Annotated in this window: 19 protein-coding genes; 10 read left to right on the forward strand and 9 right to left on the reverse strand. The window is 73.3% G+C overall.

Annotation, left to right across the window (positions count from 1 at the left end; translation table 11 throughout):
- The first annotated feature begins 22 nt into the window (after positions 1-22).
- Both OG906_RS17815 and OG906_RS17820 read left to right on the forward strand, forming a co-directional pair.
- Positions 23-997 (forward strand): J domain-containing protein, encoded by a 975-nt coding sequence (locus tag OG906_RS17815; protein WP_329443985.1) that lies wholly within the window; start codon positions 23-25, stop codon positions 995-997.
- A gap of 214 nt (positions 998-1,211) precedes the next feature.
- On the forward strand, positions 1,212-1,556 hold the full coding sequence (locus OG906_RS17820) for a rhodanese-like domain-containing protein (RefSeq protein ID WP_267801881.1): 345 nt from the start codon (positions 1,212-1,214) through the stop codon (positions 1,554-1,556).
- Between the two features lie 52 nt (positions 1,557-1,608).
- On the opposite strand, the gene OG906_RS17825 is transcribed toward OG906_RS17820, so the two are convergent.
- The 6 genes from OG906_RS17825 to paaA form a co-directional block, all read right to left on the reverse strand.
- Complete coding sequence (locus OG906_RS17825) at positions 1,609-2,751, reverse strand: acyl-CoA dehydrogenase family protein (RefSeq protein WP_329443989.1); 1,143 nt, start codon at positions 2,749-2,751, stop codon at positions 1,609-1,611.
- 136 nt (positions 2,752-2,887) lie between these two features.
- Positions 2,888-4,015, reverse strand: a complete 1,128-nt coding sequence (locus tag OG906_RS17830; RefSeq protein WP_267829059.1) for a 2Fe-2S iron-sulfur cluster-binding protein — start codon at positions 4,013-4,015, stop codon at positions 2,888-2,890.
- On the reverse strand, positions 4,016-4,501 hold the full coding sequence (paaD, locus tag OG906_RS17835; protein WP_329448055.1) for a 1,2-phenylacetyl-CoA epoxidase subunit PaaD: 486 nt from the start codon (positions 4,499-4,501) through the stop codon (positions 4,016-4,018).
- A 14-nt stretch (positions 4,502-4,515) separates the two neighbouring features.
- Complete coding sequence (gene paaC, locus OG906_RS17840; protein WP_329443992.1) at positions 4,516-5,265, reverse strand: 1,2-phenylacetyl-CoA epoxidase subunit PaaC; 750 nt, start codon at positions 5,263-5,265, stop codon at positions 4,516-4,518.
- Positions 5,262-5,546: a 1,2-phenylacetyl-CoA epoxidase subunit PaaB gene (gene paaB / locus OG906_RS17845; RefSeq protein ID WP_053675581.1), complete on the reverse strand. Its 285-nt coding sequence runs from the start codon at positions 5,544-5,546 to the stop codon at positions 5,262-5,264. Before paaB ends, paaC begins: the two co-directional genes overlap by 4 nt.
- Positions 5,543-6,547 (reverse strand): 1,2-phenylacetyl-CoA epoxidase subunit PaaA, encoded by a 1,005-nt coding sequence (paaA, locus tag OG906_RS17850; protein ID WP_329443997.1) that lies wholly within the window; start codon positions 6,545-6,547, stop codon positions 5,543-5,545. The genes paaB and paaA overlap by 4 nt, the downstream gene beginning before the upstream one ends.
- 147 nt (positions 6,548-6,694) lie before the next feature.
- Here paaA and OG906_RS17855 point away from each other — a divergent pair, with 147 nt between their 5' ends.
- From OG906_RS17855 to OG906_RS17865, 3 genes are read left to right on the forward strand one after another with little or no spacing between them, the layout of a single operon-like run.
- Complete coding sequence (locus tag OG906_RS17855; protein WP_329443999.1) at positions 6,695-7,417, forward strand: DUF5819 family protein; 723 nt, start codon at positions 6,695-6,697, stop codon at positions 7,415-7,417.
- The gene (locus OG906_RS17860) at positions 7,402-8,604 is read left to right on the forward strand and encodes an HTTM domain-containing protein (RefSeq protein ID WP_329444001.1); all 1,203 of its coding nucleotides are present in this window, start codon (positions 7,402-7,404) and stop codon (positions 8,602-8,604) included. The genes OG906_RS17855 and OG906_RS17860 overlap by 16 nt, the downstream gene beginning before the upstream one ends.
- A 53-nt stretch (positions 8,605-8,657) precedes the next feature.
- Positions 8,658-9,440 (forward strand): TrmH family RNA methyltransferase, encoded by a 783-nt coding sequence (locus OG906_RS17865; protein WP_329444003.1) that lies wholly within the window; start codon positions 8,658-8,660, stop codon positions 9,438-9,440.
- Here OG906_RS17865 and paaN read toward each other — a convergent pair.
- Positions 9,437-11,119 (reverse strand): phenylacetic acid degradation protein PaaN, encoded by a 1,683-nt coding sequence (paaN, locus tag OG906_RS17870; protein ID WP_329444005.1) that lies wholly within the window; start codon positions 11,117-11,119, stop codon positions 9,437-9,439. The two genes, OG906_RS17865 and paaN, sit on opposite strands and share 4 nt — an antisense overlap.
- A 167-nt stretch (positions 11,120-11,286) precedes the next feature.
- Here paaN and OG906_RS17875 point away from each other — a divergent pair, with 167 nt between their 5' ends.
- Entirely contained in the window at positions 11,287-12,879 is a 1,593-nt protein-coding gene (locus tag OG906_RS17875; protein ID WP_329444007.1) for a 3-hydroxyacyl-CoA dehydrogenase, read from the forward strand.
- Positions 12,876-13,463: a TetR/AcrR family transcriptional regulator gene (locus OG906_RS17880; protein WP_329444009.1), complete on the forward strand. Its 588-nt coding sequence runs from the start codon at positions 12,876-12,878 to the stop codon at positions 13,461-13,463. The genes OG906_RS17875 and OG906_RS17880 overlap by 4 nt, the downstream gene beginning before the upstream one ends.
- A 108-nt stretch (positions 13,464-13,571) precedes the next feature.
- Here OG906_RS17880 and OG906_RS17885 read toward each other — a convergent pair whose 3' ends face one another.
- Both OG906_RS17885 and OG906_RS17890 read right to left on the reverse strand, forming a co-directional pair.
- Positions 13,572-14,105 (reverse strand): hypothetical protein, encoded by a 534-nt coding sequence (locus OG906_RS17885; RefSeq protein ID WP_329444012.1) that lies wholly within the window; start codon positions 14,103-14,105, stop codon positions 13,572-13,574.
- A 58-nt stretch (positions 14,106-14,163) separates the two neighbouring features.
- Complete coding sequence (locus OG906_RS17890) at positions 14,164-14,763, reverse strand: Lrp/AsnC family transcriptional regulator (RefSeq protein ID WP_267801870.1); 600 nt, start codon at positions 14,761-14,763, stop codon at positions 14,164-14,166.
- A gap of 178 nt (positions 14,764-14,941) precedes the next feature.
- Here OG906_RS17890 and pdhA point away from each other — a divergent pair, with 178 nt between their 5' ends.
- The 3 genes from pdhA to OG906_RS17905 are packed head-to-tail and all read left to right on the forward strand — an operon-like array spanning position 14,942 to position 18,437.
- Positions 14,942-16,072: a pyruvate dehydrogenase (acetyl-transferring) E1 component subunit alpha gene (pdhA, locus tag OG906_RS17895; protein WP_329444015.1), complete on the forward strand. Its 1,131-nt coding sequence runs from the start codon at positions 14,942-14,944 to the stop codon at positions 16,070-16,072.
- Positions 16,072-17,085, forward strand: a complete 1,014-nt coding sequence (locus OG906_RS17900) for an alpha-ketoacid dehydrogenase subunit beta (RefSeq protein WP_329444018.1) — start codon at positions 16,072-16,074, stop codon at positions 17,083-17,085. The genes pdhA and OG906_RS17900 overlap by 1 nt, the downstream gene beginning before the upstream one ends.
- Positions 17,085-18,437 carry a dihydrolipoamide acetyltransferase family protein gene (locus OG906_RS17905; RefSeq protein ID WP_329444020.1) on the forward strand — a complete coding sequence of 451 codons (1,353 nt, stop codon included), beginning with the start codon at positions 17,085-17,087 and terminating at the stop codon, positions 18,435-18,437. Before OG906_RS17900 ends, OG906_RS17905 begins: the two co-directional genes overlap by 1 nt.
- The last annotated feature ends 30 nt before the right edge of the window (positions 18,438-18,467 follow it).

Genomic DNA, 18,467 nt, shown 5'->3' on the forward strand with positions numbered 1-18,467 from the left:
GGACCGGCCTTAGGGTGGCCGGGTGAGCGAGCAGACCGAGCAGAGCGACCAGACAGTTCCCGAAGAGCCCGTCGAGTCCACCGGCGCCGGTGTCGGCGCGGGTGGGGCCGGTGCGTCCGGTCACGCCGGTGGCTCCGACGCTGCCGGTGACGCCGGTGGGGTCGGTGACGCCGCAGGAGCCGGTGATGCCGTCGGGGCCGGTGATGCCGTCGGGGCCGGTGAGGAGCGGCCCGAGGCGCGGTTGGACCGGGCGGTGCGGGCGGCCGAGCAGGCGCTCATCGAGTTCGAGATCGCGGTGGAGACCTTCCGGGTGGAGGTCGAGAACTTCTCCCGCCTGCACCACCAGAAGCTCGGACCGATGTACTCGCGCCTCGACGAGCTGGACGCGTTGATCGCGGAGGCCAAGGCGGCGCGCAGCGGCGACCCCGAGGATCTGCGGCGGGCACACGAGGCACGCGCGCTGGTGATGCCGATGCCCGGTGTCGACGAGCTGTTCAACGACTGGCTGGACTCGGACGGGATGTCCGACGACGCGTCCGCCATGCTCACCGAGCGGTCCGTGCGGCCGCCGGAGCGGGTGCGACCGTCGGAGGAGGTGCGCAAGCTCTACCGCGAGCTGGTCCGCCAGGCACACCCCGACCTCGCGCAGGACGAGACCGAGCGCGAGCGACGCGACGCGTTCATCGTGCGGGTCAACGCGGCCTACGGGCGGGGCGAGGAACAGGCGCTGCGCGAGCTGGCCGAGGAGTGGGCGGCCGGCCCCGTGCCGGAGGCCGCCCGGCCGAGCGAGAGCGAGGAGCTGTACGCCCGGCTGGAGTGGCTGGCGGCGCGCAAGGAGCTGCTGGCGGCCGTGGCGCGGGAGCTGGAGGACAGCGCGATCGGGTCGATGCTGCGGATGGCGCCGGAGGATCCGGACCGGCTGCTGGAGGAGATCGCGGAGCAGCTGCTGGAGCGGGTGTCCGAGCGGGAGTCGGAGCTCGCCGAACTGGCCGGGTAGCGCGGAGCCGGCCGGGTGGCGCGGAGCCGGCCGGTCCGGCCGGCGCGCGCGGCGCTCGCGGGCGGTTCGGCGCGGCGTCGCGGTGTGCCGGTGCGGCGTCGCGGTGTGCCGGGAGACGCCTCGCGCGCAGGTGGGGCCGCTTCGGGTGGCTGGGGCGGCGGTGGGCGGTCGGATAGGTTGGCAGCCGGATTCGTGACGAGAGAAGGCGACAGCTATGAACTTCGGACCGCTTCCCTCGGTGGACGCCGCCGCGGTGCCCTCCGAAGGCTTTGTCCTGGACGTCCGTGAGGACGACGAATGGGCGGCCGGACATGTCGAGGGCGCGTTGCACATCCCGATGAGCGACTTCGTCGCCCGCTTCGGTGAGCTGACCGAGGCCATCGAGGACGGCGGCCGGGTGCACGTGATGTGCCGGGTCGGCGGGCGCTCCGCGCAGGTCACCCAGTACCTGGTGCGCCAGGGCATCGACGCCGTGAACATCGACGGCGGCATGCAGGCCTGGGACGGTGCCGGGCGCCCGATGGTGACGGACAACGGGAACCCGGCCTTCGTGCTGTAGCCCGCTCCGCGGGGGTTCACCCTCTTCGGGGGTTGCCCCCGCAGGGGTTCGCTCAGGCGAGGGGGTGGGCGGCCAGCAGGTCGCCCAGGGCCTCCTCGTGCGCCGCGGCCGGGCCCAGCTGGAGTTCCAGTTGCTTGGCCCAGGCGTGGTAGCGGTGCAGCGGGTAGTCGGTGTCGGCGCCGAAGCCTCCGTGCAGGTGTTGGGCGGTCTGCACGACCCGGCGTACGCCCTCCGAGGCCCAGATCTTGGCCACCGCGACGTCGCCGGCGATCGGCAGCGGCCCGCCCGCGCCGGCCGTCGCCGATTCGAGCCGCCAGGCGGCCTGCCAGAGGGTCACCTCCATGGCCCGCAGGTCGATGTAGCGGTCGGCCGCCTGGACGGCCACGGCCTGGAAGGTGGCCACGGGGAAGCCGAACTGCTCGCGTTTGCCGGTGTACTGGCTGGTCATCGCGAGCACGGCCTCCCCCAGCCCGAGCGCGAGCGCGCACGTCCCGGTGGTCAGCAGCCGGCGGAGCCCGTCCCAGGCGTCGGGCGCCTCGACGAGGTGCGTGGCGGGCACCCGTACGCCGTCCAGGGAGAGCTCGGCGAGCCGCTCCCCGCTCGTCGAGTACTGGTCCGCGAGGGTCACTCCCTCACCGGTGCGCGGCACCAGCGCGAGGACGGCCTCGCCCTCCCCGACGTGGGCCGGGACGGCGATCCAGTCGGCGTTGTGTGCCCAGGCGACGGAGGTCTGCACCCCGTCCAGGACCCAGTGAGCGCCGTCGCGCCGTGCGGAGACGGCGAGTTCGGCGGGATCATGGCCGGTGCGTCCGTGCGCGGCGGCGGTGAGGACGATCTCGCCCCGACCGGCGCCGGGCAGCAGGGCGGACGCCAACTCGGGGCTGCCGTGGGCCTGGACGGCCATCGCGGTGGCGCAGTGCTCCAGCAGCGGTACCCGGGCCAGCACCTTCGCCGCCTCGCGGAGCACCAGGCACAGGGCGATGGCGTCGAGCCCCGCCCCGCCGTGTTCCTCGGCGAGGACCAGGCTCAGCAGGTCGGATCCGGCGAGCCTGGCCCACAGGGGGCGGTCGAAGTCGTCGGCCACGGCCCCGGGCGAGAGCGCGGGACTGGGCACGCCGTCGGGGGCGACGTCCGCGAACACGGCCCTCGCCGCCTCGACGGCCGCCTGCTGTTCCTCGGTGAAGGTGAAGTCCACTGCCTGTCCTCCCGAGTGCACCGGATCCCGTTCAGGTCTGACGGAGCGTCAAGATAGAACAGGTTCCTCAACATGCACAGCCCTCAACATGCACAGCCCTGAGAAGGCGCAGCCCGGGACACGCGGTCCGGTCGGGTCAGCGGTCGAAGTCGATCTCCACTTCCTCCGTCACCGCGTGCGACTGGCAGGCCAGTACGAAGCCGGCGTCGGTCTCCTCCGTCTCCAGCGCGAAGTTGCGGTCCATCCGGACCTCGCCCGACACGAGGAACGCCCGGCAGGTCCCGCACACCCCGCCCTTGCAGGCGTACGGGGCGTCCGCGCGGTTGCGCAGCACCGCGTCCAGCAGGGATTCGCCGTCCTCGACCGGCCAGGTGCCCGAGCGGCCGTCGAGCCGCGCCGTGACGCGGCCGCGGGTGGCGGCCGCGGCGCGGACCGGGGCGGCCGGGGCGGTGTCCTCGACGTGAAAGATCTCCTCGTGCACCCGGGCCCGGCCGACGCCCAGGGCGCCCAGGGCGCGTTCCGCGCCCTGCACCAGGCCGTAGGGACCGCACAGGAACCAGCCGGTCACCTCGGCCACCGGCAGCAGCGCGGGCAGCAGCGCCGTCAGGCGCTCCTCGTCCAGCCGCCCGGACGGCAGCCCCGCCTCCTGCTCCTCCCGGGACAGGACGGTCACCAGCTGGAAGCGGTCCGGGTAGCGGTCCTTGAGGTCCGCGACCTCCTCCAGGAACATCGTCGAGGCGGCCGTACGGTCGCTGCGCACCAGGCAGAAGCGGGCGTCGGCCCGGGCCGACAGCAGCGAGGCGGCGATCGACAGCACCGGGGTGATGCCGCTCCCACCGACGATCGCCGCATAGTGCGCGGCGGCCGGCGCGGCCGCCGGGTCCAGCACGAACCGTCCGGCGGGGACCATCACGTCGAGCACGTCGCCGGCGGCGATCTCCTTGTGCGCGAACGTGGAGAACTCCCCGCCCTCCACCAGCCGCACCCCGACCCGCAGCAGCGCGGGACCCGCGGCGTCGGGCGCGGGCGAGCAGATCGAGTAGGTCCGGCGGACCTCCGTCCCCTCGGGGCCGCGCCGGCGCAGGGTGAGGTGCTGGCCGGGCGCGTGGAGGTACTCGGCGCGCAACTCCTGCGGCACGCTCAGGGTCAGGGCCACCGAGTCGTCGGTGAGCCGGTCGACCGCCGCCACCGTCAAGGAGTGGAACGCGCCGTGTCGTGCGGGGCGCGCGGACACCGGTGTGGGCGACGGCGGGGACACGGCCATCTAGAGCTCCTTGAAGTGGTCGAACGGTTCACGGCAGGCGACGCAGCGGCGCAGCGCCTTGCACGCGGTGGAGGAGAACCGGCTGAGCAGCTCGGTGTCGGTCGATCCGCAGTGGGGGCAGCGGACCGACAGGGTGAGCGGGACCGGTCCGCCGGCGGAGTGGGGGCGGGGCGGGGCGATGCCGAACTCGGCCAGCTTGCGGCGGCCTTCGGCGCTGATGTCGTCGGTCGACCAGGCGGGGGCCAGGACCGTCCGGACCCGGACCTCCGGTATGCCGTGGTCGGTCAGCACGCGCCGGATGTCGTCGGACATGGCCTCGATGGCCGGGCAGCCGGTGTAGGTCGGGGTGAGGGTGACCTCGACGTGCCCGTCGCCGTGCATCCGGACCCCGCGCATGACGCCGAGCTCGGCGAGGCTGAGCACGGGCAGCTCCGGGTCGGGGACCGACCCGGCCAGGTCGGCCAGCTCGGCCTCCAGCCGGGTCATCTCCGTGCCGGTGCTCACCACGACGCTCCCGGGTGGCTGCGGTGCAGGTGCTGCATCTCCGCGAGCATCCGCCCGAACGACTCGGTGTGCAGCCCCTCGCGGCCGGCGCCGGCGGCCCAGGCGCCCGTGCGCCGACCCTCGGGCAGGGCGAGCCCGGCCCGCTCCAGGACGTCGCCCACGGCGGCCAGCCAGCGCTGCTCCAGGGCCTGCCAGTCCACGCCGTCGAGCCCGTCGATCGGCCGGAACATCTCCCCGGTGTACCGCCACAGCGCGGTCAGCGCGGTCAGCATCCGGGCGCGGCTCTCCTCGGTGCCGTCACCGAGCCGCAGCGTCCACTGCTCGGCGTGGTCGCGGTGGTACGCGGTCTCCTTGACGGCCTTGGCCGCCAGTGGGGCGAACGGGCCGTCGCCCGCGGCCAGCACCGTGTACAGCTCGTGCTGGTAGAGGGAGAAGTAGAGCTGGCGGGCGATGGTGTGGCCGAAGTCGCCGTTCGGCTGCTCGACCAGTTGGAGGTTGCGGAAGGACCGCTCGTCGCGCAGGAACGCCAGCTCGTCCTCGTCCCCGGCCATGGAGAGCAGGACGCGGGCCTGTCCGAGCAGGTCGAGGGCGATGTTGGCGAGGGCGACCTCCTCCTCCAGGACGGGAGCGTAACCCGCCCACTCGCCGAGGCGGTGGGACAGGATCAGCGCGTCGTCGCCGAGGGCGAGGGTGGCGGCGCGGAGCGCGGCGGGGCCGGTCGCGGTGGTGGTGTCGGTGCCGGTCACAGGTGACGCACCCCCTCGGGGATCTCGTAGAAGGTGGGGTGCCGGTACGGCTTGTCGGCGGACGGGGCGAAGAACGGGTCCCGCTCGTCGGGGGACGAGGCGGTGATCCCGGTGGAGGGCACCACCCAGATCGAGACGCCCTCGTTGCGCCGCGTGTACAGGTCACGGGCGTTGCGCAGGGCCATCTCCGCGTCCGGTGCGTGGAGGCTTCCGGCGTGCGTGTGCGAGAGGCCTCGGCGCGAGCGCACGAACACCTCCCACAGGGGCCAGTTCTGCGTCATACCCGTGCCTCGCTTTCGGTGCTTGCCTTGCTCGCTTGCTTCTCGGCGTACGCCGCGGCCGCGTCGCGGACCCAGGCGCCTTCCTCGTGGGCCGTGCGGCGGCGCGTGAGGCGTTCCTCGTTGCAGGGGCCGTTGCCCTTGAGGACGTCCCAGAACTCGGCCCAGTCGATGGCGCCGAAGTCGTGGTGTCCGCTCTCCTCGTTCCACTTGATGTCCGGGTCGGGCAGCGTCAGGCCCAGCGCCTCGGCCTGCGGCACGGCGATGTCCACGAACCGCCGGCGCAGCTCGTCATTGGAGTGCCGCTTGATCCGCCAGGCCATGGACTGCGCGGAGTGCGCCGACTCGTCGTCCGGCGGGCCGAACATCATGAGCGAGGGCCACCACCAGCGGTCGACGGCGTCCTGCGCCATCGCGTGCTGCTCCGCGGTGCCCTTCGAGAGCGCCATCAGCAGCTCGAAGCCCTGGCGCTGGTGGAAGGACTCCTCCTTGCAGATCCGGACCATGGCGCGGGCGTACGGGCCGTAGGAGCAGCGGCAGATCGGAACCTGGTTGGTGATCGCCGCGCCGTCCACGAGCCAGCCGATCGCGCCGACGTCGGCCCAGGTCAGGGTGGGGTAGTTGAAGATCGACGAGTACTTCTGCCTGCCCGAGTGGAGCTTGTCGAGCAGTTCGTCGCGGCTGGTGCCGAGGGTCTCCGCGGCGCTGTACAGGTACAGGCCGTGGCCGGCCTCGTCCTGGACCTTGGCCATCAGGATCGCCTTGCGGCGGAGCGAGGGCGCGCGGGTGATCCAGTTGGCCTCGGGCTGCATCCCGATGATCTCGGAATGCGCGTGTTGGGCCATCTGGCGGACCAGGGAGGCGCGGTACTCGTCGGGCATCCAGTCGCGCGGCTCCACTCGCTCGTCCGCCGCGACGGCGGCGTCGAAGGCAGCCAGCAGCTGGGCCCCGAGGTCGGCCCCCAGGGCTTCGTCATGCCCAGACTCCGGGGTCACTGTGACCATTCCGGGCCCCCTGTCAGAGTTTGTCGGCCGGCCGCCGGTCACCCGACCGACCGATCGTTCGGTTCGTCCTCTTCAATGGTGAGACGGCGGCCCGTAGGGTGTCAACCTCTGTGGGCAACCCTGTGGAATCCGGATGATCGGGGCGGGATGGATTCGAACGAGCGCGAGCCTTCGGAACAGCCCGTTCCGGAGGCCGTCCCGCCGGGTGCGCCCGGGGGCACCGAGGCCGGTCCACCGGCCGTCGCACCGCCGCCCAGGGCGCCCGGGATCGCCGGTCTGTCCACCCCGTACCGGGTGGTCGTGGCCCTCGCGCTGGGGGTCGTCGCCGTGGCCGCCTGCGGGCACCTCGTGGCCGTCTTCCTGCACGTGGCCCCGTCCAACACGCTCAGCAAGCGGCACGCGAGCACGATCGACGCCTGGGTCTACCCCGAGTTCGAACAGAACTGGAAGCTCTTCGCCCCCAACCCGCTCCAACAGAACATCGCGGTCCAGGTGCGGGCCCAGGTACGGACCCCGGGCGGCGAGCTGACCACCGACGGCTGGCGCGACCTGTCCGCCGAGGACGGCGCGGCGATCCGACACAACCTGCTGCCGAGCCACACCCGGCAGAACGAGCTGCGGCGGGCCTGGGACTTCTTCACCGGCTCCCACGACGAGAACAACAAGCCCAACGGCGACCGCGGCGCCTTGTCGGAGGAGTACCTGCGCCGCATCGCGATGGACCGGCTGGAGACGCGGGAACGGGAGGGCGACCGGATCGTACGGATCCAGCTGCGCTCGGCGACGACCGCCGTGGCCGCGCCGAAGTGGAGCGACGAGCAGAGCGACACCCGGACCTACTATCGGGAGCTGCCGTGGTGGACGGTCTGACGCCGGGCGCGCGGGCGCGGGCCCGCGCCGCCGCCGGGCGGGCACTGGCGCAGGTCACCGGCCGGGCGCTGGGGCCGTACCAGAGCGCCGTGGTGCGCATCGGGTTCTCCGCGACCTGGCTGTTCTTCCTGCTGCGGGAGTTCCCCCACCGGCACGAGCTGTACGGGCCGGACAGTCCCTGGGGCTGGGGGATGGCCGAGCGGCTGATCGCCTCGAACCGGGCCTTCACGGTACTGATGTGGACCGACGCGACCTGGTGGTTCGAGCTCGTCTACGGCGTGTCCGTGCTCGCGAGCGTGCTGCTGATGCTGGGCTGGCGGACGCGGGCGACGTCCCTGCTCTTCATGATCGGCGTGCTGTCCCTCCAGAACCGCAGCGTCTTCATGGGGGACGGCGGGGACAACGTCGTCCACCTGATGGCGATGTACCTCGTGCTCACCCGGTGCGCGCGGGTCTGGTCCCTCGACGCCCGCCGGGCACGGCTGCACGGCTCGGCCTCGGCCGGTGCGGCGGGGCCCGTGCTGTGGAGCGTGCTCGGGCTGCTCTTCGCGTACGGGGCGGTGACCGGGCGGTTCGGCGCCGGCTGGCTCGCCGCCTTCGCGGCGCTGTGGGTGGTGCTCGGGCTGTGGTGGCTCGTCGACCGCTTCGAGCCGGAGGGGGAGGGCCGGGCCGTCCTCGACGTCCTGGCGAACCTGCTGCACAACGCGGGCATGCTGGTGATCATGGCGGAGGTCTGCCTGATCTACGCCACGGCGGGCTGGTACAAGATCCAGGGCTCGCGCTGGCAGGACGGCACCGCGCTGTACTACCCGCTGGGCCTGGACTACTTCACCCCCTGGCCGGGGCTGTCCGGGATGCTGGCGGGCAGCGGGACGATGGTGATGCTGCTGACCTACGGGACGGTCGCGGTACAGGTCGCCTTCCCGTTCACGCTGTTCAACCGGCGGATCAAGAACGTGCTGCTGGCGGTGATGATGCTGGAGCACGCCGGGATCGCGGTGCTGCTCGGACTGCCGTTCTTCTCGCTGGCGATGATCGCGGCCGACGCGGTCTTCCTGCCGAAGGTGTTCCTCATCTGGCTCGGCGCCCGGGCCGGCGCCCTGCGCCGGCGCGACCCGGCCGCCGAAGGGCCGCCGCCGGGCCCGCTCGACGTTCCGGCCCCGGCCCCGGCCGAGGTCGCGCGCTGACGGAGGCGCACACCGGTCCCGGGGGCCCGTCGTGGGCCCGTAGGGTCGGCGCTATGAGTGAGCAGCACGGGGAGCCCGGACAGGTCGCGCGGGAGTGGCGGGAGGCCGCGGGGCGGGAGGACGTCGTCCTGCTCGACGGGTTCCACGCGCTGAAGCACGCGCTGCGCTTCGGCGCCCGGATCGAGGCCGTCGTCGCGGACGATCCCGAGGCCGTCGGGGCGCTCGCCGCCGAACTGGCCCCGGACGTGGAGGAACGGGTCCGCGGACTGGTGCGCGGGACGGAACTCAAGGGATTGCTGGCCCGGGTGCACCCCACCGGAGTGGCCGCGCTCGCCGTGCGGCCGGACCGGGAGGCGGGCCGTGAGGCGCTGCGCAGGCCGGGCCGCGCCGCCCCGATCGTGGTCCTGGACAACCCGCGCAACCTCGGCAACGTGGGCGCCGTGGTCCGGCTCGCCGCCGGCTTCGGCGCCACCGGAGTGGTCACGCGGGGCGACCTCGACCCCTGGCACCCCAACGTGGTCCGGGCCGGCGCCGGTCTGCACTACGCGACCACCGTCGACCGGGTCGACCTGGAGGACCTGCCGCCCGGGCCCCTGTACGCGCTCGACCCGGAGGGCGAGGACATCCGTGCCCTCACCCTCCCGGACGACGCCCTGCTCGCCTTCGGCTCGGAACGCCACGGGATCTCGCCCGAGCTGCGGGCCCGCGCCGACCACCTGGTGTCCCTGCCGATGCGGCCGCAGGTCTCCAGCTACAACCTGGCCACCAGCGTGGCCATGACCCTCTTCCACTGGGGCGGGCCCCACCCCGAGCAGGCCCTCCCCGAGCAGCTTTAGGCCTGGCGGCGGACCTCCACCACGCGGAACCGGTTCGCGACGAAGGCGCCGTCGCACAGGGCCGCGTTGGCGGCCGGGTTGCCGCCGGAGCCGTGGAAGTCCGAGAAGGCCGCCGTCTGGTTGACGAAGACCCCGCCGGTCAGGTTCAGCGACAACTGCGCCGACTCCTCCAGGCAGACCTCCTCGACGGCCCGCTCGGTGTCCGCCGACGTGGTGTACGCGCCCACGGTCATCGCGCCCTTCTCCCGCACCGTGCGGCGCAGCAGCTCCAGCGCGTCGGCCGTGGAGTCGACCGCGACCGCGAAGGACACCGGGCCGAAGCACTCCGAGAGGTAGGGGGCCTCCGGGTCGGCCTTGGCCGCGTCCAGCTTGACCATCACCGGCGTGCGGACCACCGCGTCCGGGAACTCCGGGTTGGCGACCTCGCGCGAGGCCAGCGCGACCTCGCCGAGGGCGGCCGCCGACTCCAGCCGGGCCTTGACGTCCGGGTTGACCAGCGCGCCCAGCAGGGCGTTGGCGCGGGCGTCGTCGCCCAGCAGGCCGCCGACCGAGGCCGCGAGGTCGGCCACGACCTCGTCGTACGTCTTGTGTCCGGCGTCGGTGGCGATGCCCTCGCGCGGGATCAGCAGGTTCTGCGGGGTGGTGCACATCTGGCCGCTGTAGAGGGACAGCGAGAACGCCAGGTTGGACAGCATGCCCTTGTAGTCGTCCGTGGAGTCGAGGACGACGGTGTTCACGCCGGCCTTCTCCGTGTACACCTGCGCCTGGCGGGCGTTGGCCTCCAGCCAGTCGCCGAACTCCGTGGAACCGGTGTAGTCGATCAGCTTGATCTCGGGGCGCACGGCGAGCGTCTTGGCGATGCCCTCGCCCGGCCGCTCCACCGCCAGCGCCACCAGGTTCGGGTCGAAGCCGGCCTCGGCGAGGACCTCGCGGGCCACCCGCACCGTCAGCGCGAGCGGGAGGATCGCCCGGGGGTGCGGCTTCACCAGGACCGCGTTCCCGGTGGCCAGGGAGGCGAACAGGCCCGGGTAGCCGTTCCAGGTGGGGAAGGTGTTGCAGCCGATCATCAGCGCGATGCCGCGCGGCACGGCGGTGAAGGTCTTGCCGAGCTTGAGCGGGTCCTTCTTGCCCTGCGGCTTCTCCCAGTCGGTCTGCCCCGGGACGCGGACCTGCTCCGCGTACGCGTAGGCCACGGCCTCCAGGCCGCGGTCCTGCGCGTGGGGGCCGCCCGCCTGGAACGCCATCATGAAGGCCTGGCCACTGGTGTGCATCACCGCGTGGGCGAACTCGTGCGTGCGGGCCGAGATCCGGGCGAGGATCTCGATGCAGACCACGGCGCGGGTCTCGGGCCCGGCGTCCCGCCAGGCGGCCATGCCCGCGCGCATCGCGGGCAGCAGCACCTCCGGGTCGGCGTGCGGGTACTCGACGCCCAGCTCGGGGCCGTACGGGGACACCTCGCCGCCGGTCCAGCCGTCGGTGCCGGGCTGGTCGAGCTCGAAACGGGTGCCGCGCAGCGCCTCGAACGCCGCGAGCCCGTCGGCCGGGGCGGTCTCCCCGTAGGCCTTGGGGTGCTCGGGGTGCGGGGACCAGTAGGCGCGGGTGCGGATGGCCGACAGCGCCTGGTCCAGGGTGGGACGGTGCTTCTCGGTCAGCTGGGGGACGGTGGGCTCGGCGGCCATCAGGGACCAACTCCTCGTTGAGCCGGGCAAGATCGGGCTGTCTCGCGGACTGGGATCAGGCAGGGGCGGGTGAAGAAGAGCAGACTGGAGTTAGAGTAACCGAACGATCGGTCGGGACAAGAGGGCCCGGCGGACCTGTGGACAAGTCGGTGCGGGAGGATCGGGTCATGACAGCAATCGAGCGGTCCCGCACTGTGGCGGTCATCGGCGCCGGCACCATGGGGCAGGGCATCGCCCAGGTCGCCCTCCTCGCAGGTCACCCGGTGCTGATCCACGACGTCAACGAATCCCTCGCGCGGGACGGCCTCGGCCTCGTCCAGGATCGCGTCGAGCGCATGGTCGCCAAGGGGCGCCTGGACCGCGCCGAGGCCGACGACGCGATCGGCCGGATCGGCTGCGCCCGCGACCTCGCCGAACTCGCCGACGCCGGACTCGTCATCGAGGCCGTCGTCGAGGACGTCACCGTCAAGCGCGCGCTCTTCGCCGCGCTCGAAGAGGTGGTTGCGCCGGACGCGCTGCTGGCCACCAACACCTCCTCCCTCTCCGTGACGGAGATCGCCGCGGGGCTCGCGCACCCCGGCCGCTTCCTCGGCCTGCACTTCTTCAACCCCGCCCCGCTGCTCCCGCTCGTCGAGGTGGTCAGCGGCTTCGCGACCGACCCGGCCGCCGCCGAGCGCGCGTACGACACCGTCCTGGGCTGGCGCAAGACGCCGGTCCGCTGCGCCGACACCCCCGGCTTCATCGTGAACCGGATCGCCCGCCCCTTCTACGCCGAGGCCTTCGCGGTGTACGAGGAGCAGGGCGCCGACCCGGCCACCATCGACGCCGTGCTCCGCGAGAGCGGCGGCTTCAAGATGGGCCCGTTCGCGCTGACCGACCTCATCGGCCAGGACGTCAACGAGGCCGTCACCCGCTCCGTCTGGGAGTCGTTCTTCCGCAGCCCCAAGTTCACCCCCTCCCTCGCACAGCGCCGGCTGGTCCAGTCGGGTCGCCTCGGCCGCAAGTCGGGCCACGGCTGGTTCCCGTACGGCGAGGACGCCCCCGAGCCCGTCCCGCACACCGCGGGTCCCGAGGAGGCCCCCGACAAGGTCACCGTCGTCGGGGACCTCGGCCCGGCGTCCGCCCTGACGGACCTCCTGGAGGAGGCGGGGATCGCGGTCACGGCCACCGAGCACGGGGGCCCGTACATCCAGCTCCCCGGCGAGGGGCAGCTGGTGCTCGCGGACGGCAAGACCTCCATCGAGTTCGCGGACGTCGTCTACTTCGACCTCGCGCTCGACTACCGCGACGCCACCCGGATCGCCCTGTCCGCCGGCGAGGACACCACCGAACAGACCCTGGCCGAGGCGATCGGCCTGTTCCAGAAGCTCGGCAAGAAGGTCTCCGTCATCGGCGACGTCCCCGGCATGATCGTCGCCCGGACCGTCGCCATGCTGATCGACCTCACCGCCGACGCCGTCGCGCGCGGGGTCGCCGCCGCCGAGGACATCGACACCGCGATGCGACTCGGCGTCAACTACCCGATGGGCCCCGCCGAATGGCACGACCGGCTCGGCCGGGACTGGGCGTACGACCTCCTGCACCACCTCGACGAACGCTGTCCCGGCGGCCGCTACGCCCCCTCGCTCGCGCTCTACCGGCTCGGCTACGCGGCGGGCGACGAGGACGCGAGCGACGCGGGAACGGGCGACACGGGCCCGGACGGGACCGGCGCGGCGGGCGCGGCGGGCACGGCCGAGACGGAGGGGGACGCGGAGTGACGACGCCCCGACGGGACACCTACACACCGGAGACGCTGCTCTCCGTCGCGGTCCAGGTCTTCAACGAGCGCGGCTACGACGGCACCTCGATGGAACACCTCTCCAAGGCCGCGGGGATCTCCAAGTCCTCGATCTACCACCACGTCGCCGGCAAGGAGGAACTCCTGCGCCGGGCCGTCAGCCGGGCGCTGGACGGTCTCTTCGCGGTCCTGGAGGAGCCGGGCGCGGTACGCGGCCAGGCGGTCGAGCGCGTCGAGTACGTCACCCGGCGGACGGTCGAGGTGCTGCTCGCCGAACTCCCCTACGTGACCCTGCTGCTGCGGGTGCGCGGCAACACCGGGACCGAACGCTGGGCACTGGAGCGCCGCCGCGAGTTCGACCACGCGGTGGCCGACCTCCTCAAGGCCGCGGCGGCCGACGGCGACCTGCGCGCGGACGTCGACATCCGGCTCGCGACCCGGCTGCTCTTCGGCATGGTCAACTCCCTGGTCGAGTGGTACCGCCCCTACCCGGGCGCCGACCACGCCCAGCTCGCCGACGCGGTCGTCCACATGGCCCTGGACGGCCTCCGCGCCCAGAAGTGACCCCGGCGGGGCCGTGCGGGCCGCGCGGGAGCCGCGCGCCGGCCGGACCTCACCCGGACGGCCCAGCCGGGCGCGCGGGAGCCGCGCGTCACCCGAGGGCCCCGGCCGTCACTCGGAGGCTTCCGGGGCCGTCGCCCCGAGGTCCCGCCGCATCGTGGCCCGCATGGCCCTGAGCAGCCCCCAGACGGCGTACTGGGCCTCGGCCGCGCCGGCCGCCGTCTCCCCCGGTTCGGGCTCCGCCCGTTCCAGGCGCTTGACCTGCCCGTAGACCGCGTTCAGGGCCCGGTTGGCAGCGGCTGCTCGGGCGAGCACCTCGTCGGACGCGATCATCTGCGCCTCGGAGTACTGGTCGCGGTGGGCCCGCTTCGCCTCGTCGAGCGCCGTCCGGTCGGCGTCCGTCACCTCGCGCTCGCGCAGGGCGTGCAGATGCTGGTTGAGGGCCGTCGTGAACTGGCGCGCGTCGCGGTTGAGCGCCACGTAGGAGGCGCGTCGGAGCGCGAGGTTCTCGTGCTCCTCCGTGTGCCCTCGGACCAGTTCTATCTCCCTGCGCCTGGACCGTTCCGCGGTGCGCTGGGTGAGGAACGCGCCTCCCAGCGTGCCCGCCACCCCCGCCACCGCGATGATCACCGCACCGATCTCCACATCCGCTCCCGTTCCCGCCGTTGCCCGCCGTTGCCCGTCTCCCGCCGGCCCCGGGCCCTTACGTCGGTTCCGGGTCGTCCGGGAGGGTGGGGGGTGGCGGGGGCGTGCCCGTGTCGAGGAGGTCCGTCTCCTCGAACACCAGCAGCGTGCGGGTGGACAGGACCTCCGGGATGGACTGGAGGCGGGTGAGCACCAGCTCCCGCAGGGTGCGGTTGTCCGGCGTGTGGACCAGCAGCAGGACGTCGAAATCTCCGCTGACCAGGGCGATGTGCGCCGCACCCGGGAGTTCGCGGAGCTGCTCGCGCACGGTCCGCCAGGAGTTCTGGACGATCTTCAAGGTGATGTAGGCGGAGGCCCCCTGGCCCGCCCGCTCGTGGTCGACCCGCGCCGTGAAGCCCCGGATGACCCTGTCGTCGATCAGCCGGTTGATCCGGGCGTACGCGTTGGCCCGCGACACGTGGACCTGCTCGGCCACCGACCGTATCGACGCCCTGCCGTCCGCCTGGAGGAGCCGCATGATCGACCGGTCGATCGAATCGAGCGGCCGGGGCGGCGGGGCGGGCGTCGCGGGGGGACCGGACGGGACCGGTGGGGAGCCCGTGACACCACCGGGTACGGCCGGCGCGGAACCGGCTCCGGCCATTTGTTCATCCGGCATTGCCCACTGCCTCCCTGCGTTGGACGTCCTGCACCCATCCCACGGCCCCGCCGCCACTTTGTCCACAGCCTGGAGCCGGCTGTAGCCAAATTGCGCGGACAACCGAACAATCGGTAGGTGAGGCGCCTCACACCCGGGGTGCTCCCTGCCCGCTTCCCACGAGGAGGTGTACGCCGCCATGACGGTCCAAGAGCTGCCCGGTGCCGGTGCGTCCCACCGTTTCACGCCGCCCGCCTGGAGTCCCCGTACGGATGCCGCCCCGCTGCTCCCGGACCCCGAGCCGTACCGGGTGCTGGGCACCCCGGCCGCCGACGGGCTCGACCCCGAGCTGATGCGCCGGTGCTACGCCGAGCTCGTGCGCGGCCGCCGCTACAACGCCCAGGCCACCGCGCTCACCAAGCAGGGCCGGCTCGCCGTGTACCCCTCGACCGTCGGCCAGGAGGCCTGCGAGATCGCCGCCGCGATGGTCCTGGAGGAGCGCGACTGGCTCTTCCCGAGCTACCGCGACACCCTCGCCGCCGTGGCGCGCGGGCTGGACCCCGTACAGGCCCTGACGCTCCTGCGCGGCGACTGGCACACCGGGTACGACCCGCGCGAGCACCGGATCGCCCCGCTCTCCACCCCGCTCGCCACGCAGCTCCCGCACGCGGTCGGCCTGGCGCACGCCGCCCGACTGCGCGGGGACGACGTGGTCGCGCTCGCCATGGTCGGCGACGGCGGCACCAGCGAGGGCGACTTCCACGAGGCGATGAACTTCGCCGCCGTCTGGCAGGCCCCGGTCGTCTTCCTCGTGCAGAACAACGGCTTCGCGATATCCGTCCCGCTCGCCAAGCAGACCGCCGCCCCGACCCTGGCCCACAAGGCCGTCGGGTACGGAATGCCGGGCCGGTTGGTCGACGGCAACGACATCGCCGCGATGCACGAGGTGCTGTCGGAGGCGGTCCGGCGGGCACGCGCGGGCGGCGGCCCCACCATGATCGAGGCCGTCACGTACCGCATGGAGGCGCACACCAACGCCGACGACGCGACCCGCTACCGCTCGGACGCCGAGGTGGAGGCCTGGAAGGCGCACGACCCGGTGGCCCTGCTGGAGCGCGAGCTGACCGCACGCGGCCTGTTGGACGCGGAGGGCATACAGGTGGCGAAGGACGCGGCCGACGCGATGGCGGCGGCGCTGCGCGACGGGATGAACGCCGATCCGGTGCTCGACCCGATGGACCTCTTCGCGCACGTCTACGAGGAGCAGACCGACCGGCTGCGCGAACAGGCCGAGATGCTGCGCGCGGAACTCGAAGCGGGGAACGAGTGATGACGACCACCACCGCGGCCAAGCCCGTCGCCAAGCCGGCGACCATGGCCCAGGCCCTGGGCCGGGCGATGCGCGACGCGATGGCCGAGGACCCGACCGTCCACGTGATGGGCGAGGACGTCGGCACGCTCGGCGGGGTCTTCCGGATCACCGACGGGCTCGCGAAGGAGTTCGGCGACGACCGCTGCACGGACACCCCGCTCGCGGAGGCCGGCATCCTCGGCGCCGCCGTCGGCATGGCCATGTACGGGCTGCGGCCGGTCGTGGAGATGCAGTTCGACGCGTTCGCCTACCCGGCCTTCGAGCAACTGATCTCGCACGTCGCGAAGATGCGCAACCGCACCCGCGGCGCGATGCCGCTGCCGATCACCATCCGGGTGCCGTACGGCGGCGGGATCGGCGGCGTCGAGCACCACTGCGACTCCTCCGAGGCGTACTACGTCGCCACCCCCGGCCTGACCGTGGTCACCCCGGCGACCGTGGAGGACGCGTACGGGTTGCTGCGCGCGTCCATCGCGAGCGACGACCCGGTGATCTTCCTGGAGCCGAAGCGGCTGTACTGGTCGAAGGCCGACTGGTCGCCCGAGTCCCCGGCGGCCGTGCCCGGCATCGGCAAGGCCCTGGTCCGCCGGGCGGGCACGAGCGCGACGCTGATCACCTACGGGCCCTCCCTGCCGGTGTGCCTGGAGGCCGCCGAGGCGGCCCGTGAGGAGGGCTGGGACCTGGAGGTCGTGGACCTGCGCTCGCTCGTTCCGTTCGACGAGGAGACGGTCGTCGCCTCCGTGCGACGCACCGGGCGCGCGGTGGTGGTCCACGAGGCCGGCGGCTTCGGCGGACCGGGCGCGGAGATCGCCGCCCGCGTGACGGAGCGCTGCTTCCACCACCTGGAGGCGCCGGTGCTGCGGGTGACCGGGTTCGACATCCCGTACCCGCCGCCGATGCTGGAGAAGCACCACCTGCCGGGCGTGGACCGGATCCTGGACACCGTGGCCCGCCTGCAGTGGGAGAACTGATGCCGCAGGTACTGGAGTTCAAGCTGCCCGACCTCGGCGAGGGACTGACCGAGGCGGAGATCGTCCGCTGGCTGGTGGCGGTCGGCGACGTCGTCGAGATCGACCAGCCGGTGGTCGAGGTGGAGACGGCCAAGGCGATGGTCGAGGTCCCGTGTCCCTACGGCGGTGTGGTCACCGCCCGGTTCGGCGAGGAGGGGACGGAGCTGCCGGTGGGGGCTCCGCTGATCACCGTCGCCGTCGGAGCGGGCACGGAGCCGACGGAGAGCGCCGCACCGGCGTCCTCCGGTTCCGGGAACGTGCTCGTCGGCTACGGCACGGACCACTCCCGTCCGGCGCGCCGCCGGCGGGTCCGCCCGGCGGCCGCCGGGTCGCGGCCGCTCGCCGCGGCCGCTCCCGTCGCGGCCGGCCTCGCCCCCGCCCCCGCTGTCGCCCCGGTCGCCGTGGCCGCTTCCGCCCCGGTCGCCGTGGCGGTCGGGCCGGTTCCGGTGATCTCGCCCCTGGTGCGCAAGCTGGCCCGGGACAACGGGCTCGATCTGCGGGCGCTCAGCGGGTCCGGGCCCGAGGGCCTGATCCTGCGCGCGGACGTCGAGGCGGCCCTGAGGGCGCCGCGCTCGACGGCCGAGCCGGTCGCCCCGGCGCCGGTCCCCGTCGCCGCCGTCGCGGGCGAGGTGCGGATCCCGCTCAAGGGCGTACGGGGAGCCGTCGCCGAGAAGCTCTCGCGCAGCCGGCGGGAGATCCCCGAGGCCACCTGCTGGGTCGACGCGGACGCCACCGAACTGATGGCCGCTCGGACCGCGATGAACGCCGCGGGCGGGCCCAAGATCTCGGTACTGGCCCTGCTGGCCCGGATCTGCACGGCCGCCCTCGCCAAGTACCCGGAGCTCAACTCCACCGTGGACCTGGCGGCGAAGGAGATCGTCCGGCTGCCGTCGGTGCACCTCGGCTTCGCCGCGCAGACGGAACGCGGCCTGGTCGTCCCGGTGGTCCGGGACGCGCAGACCCGCAACCCCGAGACGCTGTCGGCGGAGTTCGGGCGACTGACGGAGTTGGCGCGGGCCGGGAAGCTGGCCCCGTCCGACCTCACGGGCGGGACGTTCACCCTCAACAACTACGGGGTGTTCGGGGTGGACGGTTCCACGCCGATCATCAACCACCCGGAGGCCGCGATGCTGGGGGTGGGCCGGATCATCCCGAAGCCGTGGGTGTACCGGGGCGAGCTGGCCGTCCGTCAGGTCGTACAGCTGTCACTGACGTTCGACCACCGGGTCTGCGACGGGGGCACGGCCGGCGGCTTCCTGCGGTACGTGGCCGACTGCGTCGAGTCGCCCGCCGTCCTGCTGCGCTCGCTGTAGCACCGACCCGTCCCGGGGCCGCCGTACGCG

The organism is Streptomyces sp. NBC_01426, from assembly GCF_036231985.1.
Lineage (GTDB): Bacteria > Actinomycetota > Actinomycetes > Streptomycetales > Streptomycetaceae > Streptomyces.